The following is a 15,083-nucleotide window of genomic DNA, read 5'->3' as shown; positions in this document are numbered from 1 at the left end:
GGAGGCTGATTAACGGCGCTTGGCCATCTCATTGATGAAGCGATCGAACAGCGGTGCAACGTCGTTCGGGCCAGGGCTTGCTTCAGGGTGACCCTGGAAGCTGAAAGCGCTCTTGTCGGTCAGCTCGATACCTTGCAGGGTGCCGTCGAACAGCGACTTGTGGATGGCGCGCACATTGGCTGGCAAGCTCGCTTCGTCTACCGCAAAACCGTGGTTCTGGCTGGTAATCATCACAACACCAGTGTCCAGATCCTGAACCGGGTGGTTGGCACCGTGATGGCCATGACCCATTTTCACGGTCTTGGCGCCGGAAGCCAGGGCCAGCAACTGGTGACCCAGGCAGATACCGAAAACCGGAATCTCGGTGGTCAGCACTTGCTTGATTGCAGTGATCGCGTAGTCGCAAGGCTCAGGGTCACCCGGGCCGTTGGACAGGAACACGCCATCCGGGTTGAGTGCCAGAACGTCGCTGGCCGGAGTCTGTGCCGGAACCACGGTCACGCGGCAGCCGCGCTCAACCAGCATGCGCAGGATGTTCCACTTTACGCCGTAGTCATAAGCGACCACGTGATAAGGCAGTTCGCTGGCTTCGATGGTCGGATGACTGTCGGTAGCCAGGTTCCAGACGCTGGAGCGCCACTCGTAGGCTTTTTCGGTGCTGACGACTTTCGCCAGATCCATGCCCTTCAGGCCCGGGAAGCCGCGAGCAGCTGCGATGGCAGCTTCTTCAGAAATGTTGTCGCCCGCCATGATGCAACCGTTCTGCGCGCCTTTCTCACGCAGGATGCGCGTCAGGCGGCGAGTGTCGATACCGGCGATAGCCACAACATTGTTGGTTTTCAGGTAGTCGGCCAGGGACATGGTGTTGCGCCAGTTGCTAGCAACCAGCGGCAGATCACGGATTACCAGACCTGCGGACCAGACACGATCAGACTCGGCGTCTTCCGGGGTAGTACCGGTGTTGCCAACATGCGGGTAAGTCAGGGTCACGATTTGCTGAGCGTAGGAAGGATCCGTCAGGATCTCCTGGTAGCCAGTCATTGCGGTGTTAAACACCACCTCACCAACGGTTTGACCGTCGGCCCCAATGGCTTCGCCGCGAAAAATGCTGCCATCAGCGAGGGCGAGTATGGCTTGCTTAGTCAAGAAGACCTCCCGTAAATAAAGCCTGAAAGGGCGATCGCAGGTTGTAAAAAAGCGGAGTGACGTATGGACACGTCACCCCGCTTCTTCATCGAATTATCTGCGCGCTTTTAGTGGACACACTAAAGCTGTAGCTTACAGAAAAAGGCTTTTTTGGTCTACCGCTAAAGAGTCTAAAAGACAGGGGAATGCGACAGAACATCGCTTAGCGGTTAAAAATCGGGCTACTGGCGCGCCAACAGCCCGATTTTACAGAGTTAACTCAACGCAGGTCGAGCACATCCTGCATGTCATACAGGCCAGGCTCGCGACCTTGCAGCCACAGGGCAGCACGAACAGCGCCCTTGGCAAAGGTCATGCGACTGGATGCCTTGTGGGTGATTTCGAGCCGCTCGCCTTCAGTGGCGAACAAGACCGTGTGATCACCCACCACATCACCGCCACGCACCGTGGCGAAACCGATTGTTTCGCGCTCACGGGCACCGGTGTGGCCTTCACGACCATAGACCGCAACCTTTTGCAGATCACGGCCCAGCGCATCGGCAATCACCTCACCCATGCGCATCGCCGTCCCCGAAGGTGCGTCGACCTTGTGCCGGTGATGGGCCTCGATAATTTCGATATCGGCATCTTCACCCATCACCCGCGCCGCCATGTCCAGCAGCTTGAACGACAGATTGACGCCGACACTGAAGTTGGAAGCAAAGACAATCGCGATATCTTGGCCAGCCTCGACCAACAACTGCTTTTGCCCAGCATTCAACCCCGTGGTGCCGATCACCATGGCCTTGCCCAACTTGCGACACACCGCCAGATTGGCCAGCATCACTTCAGGCAAGGTGAAGTCGATCAGCACGTCGAAATCAGCCGCAACCGCTTGCAGGCTGTCCGACAACGGCACGCCAATGCGACCGACAGAAGCCAGCTCACCGGCATCAGCCCCCACCAGAGAGCTGCCCGGACGAACGATTGCCGCCGTCAACCCGCACAGTGGTGCGCGCTGCTGCACAGCATCGACCAATGTCTTGCCCATGCGCCCGGCAGCGCCCATCACAGCTATACGTCGCATTTACCGCTCCTTACAGGTCGCCGAAAAAACGCTTAACGCCTTCAAACCAGCCTGTGGCGTTTGGCGAATGACTGCTGTCACCTTCCAGCGTGGTACGGAACTCTTCCATCAGCTCGCGCTGACGACGGCTCAGTTTGACCGGGGTTTCGATCACCACACGGCACATCAAATCGCCAGCACCACCACCGCGAACCGGGGCCACGCCCTTGCCACGCAATCGGAATTGCTTGCCGCTTTGCGTACCTTCCGGGATTTTCAGTTTGACCCGACCATCCAGGGTCGGCACTTCAATTTCAGCACCCAGTGCAGCATCGGCAAAGTTGATCGGCACTTCACAAAACAGATGTTTGCCGTCGCGCTGGAAAATCGCGTGCTCGCGCACATCGATGACCACATACAGGTCGCCAGTCGGCCCACCCTGCACGCCCGCCTCACCCTCACCGGACAGACGAATGCGATCGCCGGTATCAACGCCCGCAGGTACTTTGACGGAAAGGGTTTTGTACTCTTCTACGCGACCTTCACCACGGCAGCTTTCGCACGGATCAGAAATGACCTTGCCTTGACCGTGGCAGCGCGGGCACGTCTGCTGAACCGCGAAGAAGCCCTGCTGCATGCGCACCTGGCCAATACCGCCACAGGTGGTACAGGTCACCGGCGAAGAACCCTTCTTGGCGCCCGAACCGTCACATGGCTTGCAATTAACCAGTGTAGGAACACGGATATTGACCGTGGTACCGCGTACGGCCTCTTCCAGATCCAGCTCCAGCGTATAGCGCAAATCGCTACCGCGCTGAGCGCCGCCCCGGGAGCCGCCACGACCACCGCCAAAGAAATCGCTGAACACATCACCGAAAATATCGGAGAAGTTCTGACCGCCGAAACCGGCACCGCCACCACCCATTTGCGGATCAACACCGGCATGACCGTATTGATCGTAGGCAGCACGCTTGCTGGAGTCCGACAGAACCTCGTAAGCCTCGTTGGCCTCTTTGAACAGCTCTTCCGAAGCCTTGTCATCCGGATTACGGTCCGGGTGATGCTTCATCGCCAAACGGCGATAAGCCTTCTTCAGCTCTATCTCAGTCGAGGTGCGTTCAACACCCAATATTTCGTAATAGTCGCGCTTTACCATAATTCTTTGCACTCTCAAGGACGTTCGACAAAACCCTCCCGAGCCTCGCCAAACCCGCCAAGCCCGAAAAGGATCAGACCCGACTCACGTCTTTTCAACGATATAGGTTTGTGTTTAACAGCCAATGCATTGGCTGCCAGGAGCGGTTACCTCTGGCTGGACATCAAGAAAGATCCAGACCAAACCGCCAGCATTCGACCTTGTCGCATGCTGTAAAAATTCTGGTACTCCAGACACGCCAACGCGGGAGCAAGCTCCCGCGCGGCGACATCCTACCAGTCACCGCTTATGCGCGGTCAACCGGCCGACAAACAAGCTGATTACTTGTTGTCTTTTACTTCTTCGAACTCAGCGTCGACAACGTCGTCCGCTTTTTCAGCCGAATCAGCTGGCTTGGCCGCTGCGTCTGCCGGGTTCGCCTGCTCGGCGTACATTTTCTGTGCAACCGGAGCAGACACCTTGGACAGCTCTTCAACCTTGGCTTCGATAGCAGCCTTGTCGTCGCCTTTAACAGCGGCTTCAAGTGCAACCACAGCAGCTTCGATTGCAGCTTTCTCTTCCTCGGTTACTTTGTCGCCAGCATCGACGATCATTTTGCGAGTCGAGTGAACCAGTGCGTCGCCCTGGTTACGTGCAGCTGCCAGCTCTTCGAACTTGCGGTCTTCCTCAGCGTTGATCTCGGCATCGCGAACCATCTGGGCGATTTCTTCCTCGGACAGACCCGAGTTAGCCTTGATCACGATCGACTGAGACTTGCCAGTCGCCTTGTCTTTAGCACTTACGTGCAGGATGCCGTTGGCATCGATATCGAAGGTCACTTCGATCTGAGGCACGCCACGTGGAGCAGGTGGAATGTCAGCCAGGTCGAACTTGCCCAACGACTTGTTCTGTGCGGCTTGCTTGCGCTCGCCTTGCAGCACGTGAATGGTTACTGCGCCCTGGTTATCGTCTGCAGTCGAGAACACTTGCGATTTCTTGGTAGGAATCGTGGTGTTTTTCTCGATCAGAGCAGTCATTACACCGCCCATGGTTTCGATACCCAAAGTCAGCGGGCTCACGTCCAGCAACAGAACGTCTTTAACATCACCGGCCAATACCGCGCCCTGGATGGCAGCACCCATTGCAACAGCTTCGTCCGGGTTCACGTCTTTACGCGCTTCCTTGCCGAAGAACTCGGTTACCAGCTTCTGTACCAGCGGCATACGAGTCTGACCACCAACCAGGATCACGTCGTTGATTGCGCCAACGTCGATACCGGCGTCTTTCAGCGCGATGCGGCAAGGTTCAATGGTGCGTTGAACCAGGTCTTCAACCAGCGATTCCAGCTTGGCGCGCGAAATTTTCACGTTCAAATGCTTAGGACCGGTGGCATCTGCAGTGATGTAAGGCAGATTCACGTCAGTCGACTGGCTCGAAGACAGTTCGATTTTGGCTTTTTCCGCAGCTTCTTTCAGACGCTGCATCGCCAGCGGGTCACCTTTGAGGTTCATGCCGCTTTCTTTCTTGAACTCGTCAACCAGGTAGTCGATCAGACGGATGTCAAAGTCTTCACCACCCAGGAACGTGTCACCGTTGGTTGCCAGCACTTCAAACTGGTGCTCGCCATCAACTTCGGCAATTTCAATGACCGACACGTCGAAAGTACCGCCACCCAGGTCATAAACGATGACAGTGTGGTCGCCTTTCGCTTTATCCATACCGTAAGCCAGAGCAGCTGCGGTTGGTTCGTTGATGATGCGTTTTACGTCCAGACCCGCGATACGGCCGGCGTCTTTGGTCGCCTGACGCTGGCTGTCGTTGAAGTAGGCCGGAACGGTAATGACCGCTTCAGTCACTGGCTCGCCGAGGTAGTCTTCGGCGGTTTTCTTCATTTTCTTCAGAATTTCAGCCGAGATTTGTGGCGGAGCCATTTTCTGGCCGTTCACTTCAACCCAGGCGTCGCCGTTGTCAGCCTTGGCGATCTTGTACGGAACCATCTGAATGTCTTTCTGTACAACTTCTTCGTCAAAACGACGACCGATCAGACGCTTCACCGCGTACAGGGTGTTATGCGGATTGGTCACTGCCTGACGCTTGGCCGACTGGCCAACCAGAATTTCGCCATCATTGGCGTACGCAACGATCGACGGCGTGGTACGCGCGCCTTCTGCGTTTTCAATAACTTTAGCTTTACCGTTTTCCAGAACCGAAACACACGAGTTGGTGGTCCCGAGGTCAATACCGATAATTCTGCCCATGTTTACTCTCCCTAAATTTGAATTTTGTTGCCGCAGCAGTAATGACCAACTGCGGCACTGCTTAACGCTTGACTTCTAAATGGGGGCCTTGCGGCCGATTTCAAGCCTGCTCGTCAATCGATGGCGAAACCGGTGCTGGCGCCTTGCTGACTACGACCATAGCCGGGCGCAGCAAGCGACCATTGAGCTGATAACCTTTTTGAAACACCTTGAGCACACTGTTTGGCTCCACGTCTGCACTTTCCTGCATTGCCATCGCCTGATGATGCTCGGCATTGAAGGGTTCGCCGTGCGGGTCGATGGCTTCCAGCTGATAACGCTTCAGGGTGTCCTGGAACATTTTCAGGGTCAGTTCGATCCCTTCACGCATCGGGCGAATGTTCTCGTCGTCAGCACTGGACAACTCAAGACCGCGCTCCAGGCTGTCGATCACCGGCAACAGGTCGCCAGCAAACTTTTCCAGCGCAAACTTGTGTGCTTTCTCAACATCCAGCTCGGCGCGACGGCGAACATTCTGCAGATCGGCAGCTACGCGCAGAGCCTGATCATTAGCGGCTGCCAGCTGCTCTTCAAGCACCTGCACGCGGGTTGCCAGATCTTCGCCAGCTGCTTCGGCTTCCTGGTTCTGCGTATCCATAGTCTGTTCGTCTGCCATAGATTTCTCCTTTCAAACTTCGTCCGCGAGCTCGACTCGCTCTTCTGCCAAGGTATATGGGGTCGCAATTCTCAGGTTCAAGAGCCAAAAACCCAGAAAAGACATGTTAGAGCAGTCCCGCAGAAACGCCCTGAAATCGGGAACCGACTAAAAAACCGAAAAAAACAAGCAAATCGAACTAAGCGCAGCCATTGTCAGCACGAAACAAAACACTGTATAAATAACCAGACATTACGTTTTGGAGCGGCTCCCATGCTGGTGCACCTGTCCGTACACAACTACGCCATCGTTGAACATCTCGATCTGGAACTGGATCGCGGGATGAGTGTAATCACTGGTGAGACCGGTGCCGGCAAATCGATCATGCTCGATGCTCTGGGCCTCACCCTTGGCGATCGCGCCGACAGCGGCGTCGTGCGCCCGGGAGCCGACAAGGCCGATATCCTGGCCACGTTCGACCTGCAGGACATTCCCGAGGCCCGCGCCTGGCTTGCCGAGCGCGACCTTGAAGGCGACGGCCCGTGCATCCTGCGCCGCGTCATCACTGCCGAAGGCCGCTCACGCAGCTACATCAACGGCACGCCCTGCCCCCAGGGCGACCTGAAAGCCCTGGGCGAACTGCTCATCGACATCCACAGCCAGCATGAACACCAGTCGCTGCTCAAGCCCGACACTCACCGTCGCCTGCTCGACGAGTTCGCCGGTGCCACCGACCTGGCCCGCCAGGTCCAGCTCGCGGCACAGCGCTGGCGCCAGACCAGGCAAGAGCTGGAGCACCTGTCCAACTCCGGCGATGAACAACGCGCACGCCATCAGCTATTGAGCTATCAGCTTGAAGAGCTGGAAACACTCTCTCTGGGCGAGAACGAACTGGAAGAGCTGGAGCAGGAACACAAAAACCTGACCAATGCCGAAACCTTGCTGACCATCTGTCGTCAGGTGGTCGAGCAATGCAGCGAAAGCGATTCCGGCAATGTGCTCAATGCACTGACAGCCAGCCTCAATCGCCTGTCGAGCATCAACAGCAACTCGGGCTCACTGGGCGAAGCAACCGATCTGCTGGCCAGTGCACAGATCCAGGTAGAAGAAGCCGTCGGCGAGCTCAATCGCTTTATCGACCACTTCGACGCCGACCCGGGCCGCCTGCAGTATCTCGAAGAGCGCCTCGACACCATTTACACCCTGGCGCGTAAACATCGCGTGCAACCCAACGACGTAGCCGCCCTGCAGCAAAAACTGCTGGATGAACTCGAAACCCTCAACGCCAACGATGAGAATATCGAGCGCCTGGCCAATGAGCTGACCTCCTATACCCGCCATTACCATGAATGCGCGCGCGAACTCAGCAACCTGCGCAGCCTGGCCGCAACACGCCTGAGCAGTGCCGTAGAAGAAGAAATCCAGCGTTTGGGCATGCCCGGCGGGCGCTTCGTGATCGAACTGCGCCCACAAGCCAGCAGCGACCCGGTGCCACATGGCCTGGAGCAAGTCGAACTGCTGGTAAGTGCCAACCCCGGCCAACCCCTCAAGGCCCTGGCCAAGGTTGCCTCGGGCGGTGAGCTGTCACGTATCAGCCTGGCCATTCAGGTCATCACTGCGCAAACGTCCCGCGTACCCACCCTGGTATTCGACGAAGTAGACGTGGGCATTGGCGGCCCGACTGCCGAGATCGTAGGGCAACTGCTGCGCCGCCTGGGCGAGCGCGGCCAGGTGCTGACGGTCACTCACTTGCCGCAAGTGGCCGCGCAGTGCCATCAGCACCTGTTTGTCCATAAGGTTCGCGAAAGCGACACCACGCGCACAGCCGTGGCCAAACTGAGCCAAAAAGAGCGCGTAGAAGAAGTCGCCCGCATGCTCGGCGGCATCGACCTGACCAAGGAATCCCTGGCCCACGCCAAAAAGATGGTGATTACTGCAAAGAATCTTGCAGCTTAACGACGAACGGTCATGAAATAACCGGTATCAGAAAGCACGAAGGCGGCCCTTGGGCCGCCTTCGATCGTTTCGCGAACCGTAATTCGCGTGACATGCTCTTACTTGGCTTTCTTGCGCACGTACAGCACCAAGTTGTGATCCACCAACTCGACACCGTGCTTGGCTGCAATGGCGTGCTGCAGTTTTTCGATGTCTTCGTCGAAAAACTCGATCACTTCACCGCTGTCCACGTTGACCATATGGTCGTGGTGGCCGCCGTCAGCATCAGCCAATTCAAAGACAGCATGACCGCCATCGAAATTATGGCGAATCACCAGCCCAGCTGACTCAAACTGGGTCAGAACACGGTAAACCGTGGCCAGACCAACGTCCTCGCCTGCTTGCATAAGTGCCTTGTAAACATCCTCGGCGCTCATGTGACGCTGCTCTGCAGAGTCAAGCATCTGTAGAATTTTGACTCGTGGCAGAGTCACCTTAAGTCCGGCCTTACGTAGTTCGCTATTTTCAACCATGGTTAGCTTTCTCGCGGAAGCCGCTTCGCAGCTTCTCTTAATACGGGTATGATCGGCGTTTACGTTGTCCCAGCCAAGATAGTGGAAGTCGCCCACCGATGCAAAACACCAAGCTCTTGCTAACCAGTTTCACCTTTGTGGGACTGCTCGCACTCGCCGGTTGTTCATTCCCCGGGGTTTACAAAATCGACATCCAACAGGGCAATGTCGTCACGCAGGACATGATAAACCAGTTACGCCCGGGAATGACCCGTCGGCAAGTGCGGTTTATCATGGGTAATGCCCTGCTGACCGATACATTCCACCCTGATCGCTGGGATTATCTGTATAGCCTGCAGCCCGGCGGCGGTGAACGCCAACAAGAACGCGTCAGCGTGTTCTTCAACCAGAACGACCAGCTCGTGAGCCTGTCAGGCGACTTCAAGCCTGGCGTCAGCCGCGACGAAGCCATTCTCGGCAAAACCGGCGGCACAGACGTGACCGAACCGGCTGCTCAAGCTCCAGCCGAGAAGAGCGAAGTTCCAGCCAAGCCTGGTTCGTTGCTTGATCAGATCCAGAAGGACGTAGACGGTGTTGAAACCGTACCGGTTCCTACGCCAGAACCTCTGGATACCACCGAGCAATAAGCGCTCGGTACAAAAAAACCCGGCATGCCGGGTTTTTTGTTGTCCGCAATAAAGCTGTCAGGGCTGGCTGAGGCGCTTGGCCTCGGCAGCCTTGGCTGCACGCTGGCGGCGAATCTCCTTGGGGTCGGCCAGAAGAGGACGATACATCTCGATGCGATCCCCTGCCTGCAGCACCCGGCAGTCAGGATCAGGCACCTGCTTGCCAAAAATCCCCACCGGGCAATTGGCCAGGTCAACCTCGGGAAACTCGCGCCCCATGCCCGACGCCAGTACCGCTGCACGCACTGTAGTGCCTTGCGCCACAGTCATACTCAGCAGGCACTGGCGATCGACCGCGGCATAAACCACTTCGACATCAATCACAGGCTCAGCCATACAGCTGTTTGGCGCGCTGGCAGAAAGCATCCACCAGCGTATTGGCCGCCTGATTGAACAAAGGCCCCAGGGTCGCCTTGACGATGGCCCCGGCGTAATCGAAGGTCATGTCCAGGCTGATCTTGCACGCCTTGTCACCCAATGGTTTGAACACCCACAGGCCGTGCAGCTTGGTAAACGGGCCTTCTTCAAGGTTCATCTCGATGGACTGCCCGGGCATCAGGGTATTGCGCGTGACAAAGTGCTGGCTCAGCCCCCCCTTGGCCACGCCCAGGCTGGCGCGCATCAGCACCTCGGTGCTTTCCAGGATTTCGGCAGACGAGCACCACGGCAAAAACTGCGGATAGCTCGCAACATCGTTCACCAGGTCATAAAGCGCCTGGGCTGGATAGGGCAACAAGGCAGAGCGTTGGATATGGGTAGTCATGTCAGCGTTACTTCCACAGCTGGGCGGCAAACACAATCAGAATGCCGAGTGGCGCCACATAGCGCATCAAAAAAAGAGTCAGGGCGAACAGGGTCGGGCTACGCATCGACAATTCATCGCGAACCGCACCGCGCCCCATGATCCAGCCTGCGAAGACCACAAAGCACAGGCCGCCCAATGGCAACATGATACGCGAGGTAAAGAAATCGACGACACCAAAGAAGTCCAGACCACTGGCCGCGCCCCATTGATAGAGATGAAAACCCGAATCTTCGTTCACGAAGAACTTGGCCTGTTTCCAGATATTGAACGAAAACACCGTGCCCAGGCCAACAAACCAGCAACTGAATGCCAGCCAGAAGGTAACCCACAGGCGCCGCACCTTAGTGCGCTCCACCAGGTACGCCACCATCGGCTCCAGCAACGAAATAGCTGAACTCCAGGCGGCCACCGCCACCAGAACGAAAAACACCACGCCCATCAGCTGACCAAATGCCACATTGCCGAAGGCAAACGGCAAGGTCACAAACATCAGGCCCGGTCCTTCACTGGGGTTTAGACCCGAAGCGAACACAATTGGAAACAATGCTAGCCCGGCGAGCAATGAGACAAAAGTGTCGATCAGCGCCACTGCGACCACGGTGCCCGAGATCGATGCATTCTTGGGCATGTAAGCGCCATAAATCATGATCGAACCCACGCCCACGCTCAGCGAAAAAAACGCATGCCCCATTGCGGCCAGTAACCCGTCGAGCACCCGATCAGGGTTGAAGTCGAACATGAAATGCACGCCCTGCATAAAGTGCCCGGTGGTCATGCTGTAACCCAGCAATACCAGCAGCAGCACAAACAGCAGCGGCATCATGATCCGCAAACTGCGCTCAAGCCCCGCCACCACGCCCTTGGCGATCACATACGCGGACAGCAACATAAACCCGGTGTGCCAAAACGTGAGGCGCCAGGGGTTGGAGATCACATCAGCAAAGTACTGGCCGACCTGATTGGCCGTTGTGCCCTGAAAATCGCCCTTGCCCATATTAATGATGTAATCCAGCGACCAGCCGCCCACCACACTATAGAAAGACAAAATCAGCAGCGCCGTAATCATCCCGGCAAAAGCCCCCCACGACCAACGTCCCGAATGCCCCGCCTCGACCGCCAAGACCTTCAAGGCATTGGCCGGACTAAGCCGTGCACGCCGCCCGATCAGGGTTTCGGCCAGCATCACCGGCACACCGATCAACGCGATACAGGCTAAAAACACCAACACAAAAGCGCCGCCACCATAGACGCCAACCATGTAAGGGAATTTCCAGATACTGCCCAAACCCACGGCAGAACCGGTCGCAGCGAGAATAAAGACCCAACGGCTTGCCCAACTGCCGTGGACAGAAACCTTGTCTGTCGACATCGTTACTACGCCCAACCACTAAAAAAAGAGGGCGCATTGTCCGGGAATCACCCTACGTGCTCAAGCACGCAGGTGCCCGTAGCCGACAGGCTCGCAACTGCCTATAATGCCGCCCCTATGGCTAAACAAAAGAAACACCCAACAGGGACCATCGCGCAGAATAAAAAGGCGCGACACGATTACTTCATCGAACATCGGTTCGAGGCTGGTCTGGTCCTGGCCGGCTGGGAAGTAAAAAGTCTGCGTGCAGGCAAGGCACAGCTGGTCGACAGCTACGTGCTTCTCAAGGATGGTGAAGCATGGTTGCTCGGCAGCCATATTGCACCTCTGACGACAGCCAGCACGCACGTTATTGCCGACCCAACGCGCAGCCGCAAACTGCTGCTTAACCAGCGCGAGCTGGAAAAGCTGTTTGCCTCGGTGCAGCAGAAGGGTTACGCCTGCGTCTGCCTCTCGCTTTACTGGAGCAAGCACTTGATCAAGTGCGAAATTGCCCTGGGTAAAGGCAAGAAGGAATACGACAAGCGTCATACCGAGCGTGAGCGCGATTCCGATCGCGAGCTGCAACGTGCGGTGCGCAACAAGGGCAAGGAAGACTAGTTCTTCTGCCCTTGCACTTGTGGGAGCGAGCTTGCTCGCGATGCAGGCGATACGGTCTTTCAGTAGAACCGCATCGATGCAATCGCGAGCAAGCCCGCTCCCACAGGGTTTGCATCAACAATTACAACCCATTACGCCGCTCGGCCCGCGCCATGCGCTGAACTTCCTGACGCACTTCCTCCAACACTTCCTGCACATACACCAGGTGTCGGCTCGCCACTTCCCGGGCGTCTTCCGCCCTGCCCTCGATAATCGCCAGATACAACTCGCGATGCTGACTGATCAGCATGTCGCGCGTTTCACTGCGCTGCTTGTACATGCCACCAATATTGGTCACCACGTTGCGCTTGAGCAGGTCGAATAACCCGCGAATCGTATGCAACAACACCGCGTTATGGCTCGCCTCGGCAATCGCTAGGTGGAAGTTGGCATCGGCCTCCCCTTCCTCTGCCCGACTGACTTCATCAACCCGGGCGTAACAGTCCTGCAATCGTTCAAACGCCAGCCGCAGCCGCTCCCGGTCCATCTCGGTGGCACGAGATGCCGCATAAAAAGCGCACGAAGCCTCAAGCGTGTGACGAAACTCGAGCAGATCGCGCTGGGCTTCAGGGTTACTTTCCAGCAGTTGCAACAAAGGATCACTAAAGGTCGAGCCCAAGGATGTCGCCACATAGTTGCCGCCACCCTGGCGACTGACCAGCAGCCCCTTGGCCGACAACTTCTGGATCGCCTCACGCAACGACGGGCGCGACACCCCAAACTGCTCCGCCAGCGCACGTTCGGCAGGCAAGCGCTCACCCGACTTCAGCGTGCCCTCGAGAATCATGCCCTCGAGCTGCTCGACAATATCGTCCGACAAACGGCGCTGACGGATCTGATCAAACCCCATAACTGCTCTCCACCCTCCCGACCACGCGCCGGGGGCCGCTATTCTCGCCGATTGGCGCCACGCATACACCCATCAGAAACACCGCTAAAAGCCCCATCAGATGCCCTGACAACGAACACCCTGACGAAAGATTGTGGGGCGGCAAATTGACACATGCCTCATAAGGCTTTTAACCTAGCCAACAGCGATTGTAAATTGGTAATACCAATATACCAAACACAGTCTGCAGCATCGACCAATAACAATTAGGGGCCACCCCATATGCAAACCTGGCAACAGCTCTACAGCCCGCTCGGCAGCCTCGGCCTGTCCGCTCTCGCGGCCGTCGTCCCGATCGTATTCTTCTTCCTCGCCCTGGCCGTGTTCCGTCTCAAAGGTCACGTCGCCGGCAGCATCACCCTTGCCCTGTCGATTCTGGTGGCCATCTTTGCCTTCCAGATGCCTGTCGACATGGCTTTCGCAGCAGCGGGCTATGGATTTGCCTATGGCCTGTGGCCAATTGCCTGGATCATCGTTGCCGCGGTGTTCCTCTACAAACTAACCGTCAAGAGCGGCCAGTTCGAAATCATCCGCAGTTCGGTGCTGTCGATCACTGACGACCAGCGCCTGCAAGTGCTGCTGATCGGCTTCTGCTTCGGTGCCTTCCTCGAGGGTGCAGCCGGTTTCGGTGCACCGGTAGCGATTACAGCAGCACTGCTTGTAGGCCTGGGTTTTAACCCGCTGTACGCCGCTGGTCTGTGCCTGATCGCCAACACCGCTCCAGTGGCCTTTGGCGCCCTGGGCATCCCGATCATCGTGGCTGGCCAGGTGACCGGTATCGATGCGTTCAAGATCGGCGCCATGGCCGGTCGCCAGTTGCCACTGCTGTCGCTGTTCGTACCGTTCTGGCTGGTATTCATGATGGACGGCCTGCGCGGCGTACGTGAAACCTGGCCCGCAGCTCTGGTGGCTGGCTTGAGCTTCGCCATCACCCAGTACTACACCTCTAACTACATTGGCCCGGAACTGCCGGACATCACCTCGGCCCTCGCTAGCCTGGTCAGCCTGACCCTGTTTCTGAAAGTCTGGCAGCCAAAACGTAGCGCAGGTGCACGAATTGCTGGCGTTAGCTCTGACGTAATCGTTACCGCCAGCGCAGGTGGTTTCGGCAAACCGACCAACCTGATGGCTTCGCCTTACAGCCTGATGCAGATTCTGAAAGCCTGGTCGCCGTTCCTGATCCTTACCGTACTGGTTACCATCTGGACCCTCAAACCGTTCAAAGCCATGTTCTCTGCCGGTGGCTCGATGTACGGCTGGGTGTTCAACTTCGCCATCCCGCACCTCGACCAACTGGTGATCAAGACCGCACCGATCGTCAACGCGCCGACCGCCATTGCCGCCGTGTTCAAACTGGACCCGATTTCAGCTACCGGCACGGCGATTTTCTTCTCAGCGCTGATCTCGATGCTGATCCTGAAAATCGACATCAAGACTGGTCTGACCACTTTAAAAGAGACCTTCTACGAGCTGCGCTGGCCGATCCTGTCCATTGGTATGGTGCTGGCCTTTGCCTTTGTCACCAACTACTCGGGCATGTCCTCGACCATGGCCCTGGTGCTGGCAGGTACAGGCGCCGCGTTCCCGTTCTTCTCACCGTTCCTCGGTTGGCTGGGCGTGTTCCTGACCGGTTCCGACACTTCGTCCAACGCCCTGTTCAGCTCGTTGCAGGCCACCACCGCGCACCAGATCGGCGTGAGCGACACCCTGATGGTCGCTGCCAATACCAGCGGCGGCGTAACCGGCAAGATGATTTCTCCGCAATCGATCGCGGTCGCCTGTGCGGCAACCGGTCTGGTGGGTAAGGAATCCGACCTGTTCCGTTTCACCCTCAAGCACAGCCTGTTTTTCGCCACCATCGTCGGCCTGATCACCCTGGCCCAGGCGTACTGGTTCACCGGCATGCTGGTTCACTGATAAGCGCTATGGTTACTGCACGTTAAAGGCGCCGGGGTATTACCCCGGCGTCAGTAATTCACGACCCGGTCCACCTCGGTGGACACATAACCGGGACCACCCGGAGACGCCTG

At 57.2% G+C, this 15,083-nt stretch carries 14 protein-coding genes; 4 read left to right on the top strand and 10 right to left on the bottom strand.

Annotated elements, in window-relative coordinates:
• Positions 1-9: 9 nt before the first annotated feature.
• The 5 genes from carA to grpE all read right to left on the bottom strand — a co-directional run bounded on the left by carA (position 10) and on the right by grpE (position 6,239).
• Entirely contained in the window at positions 10-1,146 is a 1,137-nt protein-coding gene (gene carA, locus CJU81_RS16845; RefSeq protein WP_016783446.1) for a glutamine-hydrolyzing carbamoyl-phosphate synthase small subunit, read from the bottom strand.
• A 259-nt stretch (positions 1,147-1,405) separates the two neighbouring features.
• Positions 1,406-2,212 carry a 4-hydroxy-tetrahydrodipicolinate reductase gene (gene dapB, locus CJU81_RS16840; protein ID WP_095037545.1) on the bottom strand — a complete coding sequence of 269 codons (807 nt, stop codon included), beginning with the start codon at positions 2,210-2,212 and terminating at the stop codon, positions 1,406-1,408.
• Positions 2,213-2,222: 10 nt separating this feature from the next.
• Positions 2,223-3,347 (bottom strand): molecular chaperone DnaJ, encoded by a 1,125-nt coding sequence (dnaJ, locus tag CJU81_RS16835; protein ID WP_095037544.1) that lies wholly within the window; start codon positions 3,345-3,347, stop codon positions 2,223-2,225.
• Positions 3,348-3,667: 320 nt separating this feature from the next.
• A complete protein-coding gene (gene dnaK, locus CJU81_RS16830) occupies positions 3,668-5,584 on the bottom strand; it encodes a molecular chaperone DnaK (RefSeq protein WP_019825894.1) in 1,917 nt (638 codons plus the stop codon).
• A gap of 100 nt (positions 5,585-5,684) precedes the next feature.
• On the bottom strand, positions 5,685-6,239 hold the full coding sequence (grpE, locus tag CJU81_RS16825; RefSeq protein WP_095029796.1) for a nucleotide exchange factor GrpE: 555 nt from the start codon (positions 6,237-6,239) through the stop codon (positions 5,685-5,687).
• A 252-nt stretch (positions 6,240-6,491) separates the two neighbouring features.
• On the opposite strand from grpE, the gene recN reads away from it, so the two are divergent.
• Positions 6,492-8,174 carry a DNA repair protein RecN gene (gene recN / locus CJU81_RS16820; protein ID WP_095037543.1) on the top strand — a complete coding sequence of 561 codons (1,683 nt, stop codon included), beginning with the start codon at positions 6,492-6,494 and terminating at the stop codon, positions 8,172-8,174.
• Between the two features lie 98 nt (positions 8,175-8,272).
• On the opposite strand, the gene fur is transcribed toward recN, so the two are convergent.
• Positions 8,273-8,686 (bottom strand): ferric iron uptake transcriptional regulator, encoded by a 414-nt coding sequence (gene fur / locus CJU81_RS16815; RefSeq protein ID WP_029611724.1) that lies wholly within the window; start codon positions 8,684-8,686, stop codon positions 8,273-8,275.
• Between the two features lie 98 nt (positions 8,687-8,784).
• Here fur and CJU81_RS16810 point away from each other — a divergent pair, with 98 nt between their 5' ends.
• Complete coding sequence (locus CJU81_RS16810) at positions 8,785-9,312, top strand: outer membrane protein assembly factor BamE (RefSeq protein WP_095029794.1); 528 nt, start codon at positions 8,785-8,787, stop codon at positions 9,310-9,312.
• A 57-nt stretch (positions 9,313-9,369) separates the two neighbouring features.
• Here CJU81_RS16810 and CJU81_RS16805 read toward each other — a convergent pair whose 3' ends face one another.
• From CJU81_RS16805 to CJU81_RS16795, 3 genes are read right to left on the bottom strand one after another with little or no spacing between them, the layout of a single operon-like run.
• Positions 9,370-9,687, bottom strand: a complete 318-nt coding sequence (locus tag CJU81_RS16805; protein ID WP_176464671.1) for an RnfH family protein — start codon at positions 9,685-9,687, stop codon at positions 9,370-9,372.
• The gene (locus CJU81_RS16800; protein ID WP_095037542.1) at positions 9,680-10,114 is read right to left on the bottom strand and encodes a type II toxin-antitoxin system RatA family toxin; all 435 of its coding nucleotides are present in this window, start codon (positions 10,112-10,114) and stop codon (positions 9,680-9,682) included. The genes CJU81_RS16805 and CJU81_RS16800 overlap by 8 nt, the downstream gene beginning before the upstream one ends.
• A 7-nt stretch (positions 10,115-10,121) precedes the next feature.
• Positions 10,122-11,525 (bottom strand): sodium-dependent transporter, encoded by a 1,404-nt coding sequence (locus CJU81_RS16795; protein WP_095029793.1) that lies wholly within the window; start codon positions 11,523-11,525, stop codon positions 10,122-10,124.
• Between the two features lie 117 nt (positions 11,526-11,642).
• Here CJU81_RS16795 and smpB point away from each other — a divergent pair, with 117 nt between their 5' ends.
• The gene (gene smpB, locus CJU81_RS16790) at positions 11,643-12,125 is read left to right on the top strand and encodes an SsrA-binding protein SmpB (protein ID WP_048383611.1); all 483 of its coding nucleotides are present in this window, start codon (positions 11,643-11,645) and stop codon (positions 12,123-12,125) included.
• A 121-nt stretch (positions 12,126-12,246) separates the two neighbouring features.
• On the opposite strand, the gene CJU81_RS16785 is transcribed toward smpB, so the two are convergent.
• Positions 12,247-13,014: a GntR family transcriptional regulator gene (locus tag CJU81_RS16785; protein WP_016783458.1), complete on the bottom strand. Its 768-nt coding sequence runs from the start codon at positions 13,012-13,014 to the stop codon at positions 12,247-12,249.
• A gap of 261 nt (positions 13,015-13,275) precedes the next feature.
• On the opposite strand from CJU81_RS16785, the gene CJU81_RS16780 reads away from it, so the two are divergent.
• Positions 13,276-14,970 carry a lactate permease LctP family transporter gene (locus tag CJU81_RS16780; protein WP_095020679.1) on the top strand — a complete coding sequence of 565 codons (1,695 nt, stop codon included), beginning with the start codon at positions 13,276-13,278 and terminating at the stop codon, positions 14,968-14,970.
• Positions 14,971-15,083: the final 113 nt, after the last annotated feature.

It is taken from the genome of Pseudomonas fragi, from assembly GCF_002269505.1.
Taxonomy (GTDB): Bacteria; Pseudomonadota; Gammaproteobacteria; order Pseudomonadales; family Pseudomonadaceae; genus Aquipseudomonas; species Aquipseudomonas fragi_D.
Note: the sequence above shows the minus strand (reverse complement) of the source record. Positions and strands in the feature narration are given on the sequence as shown.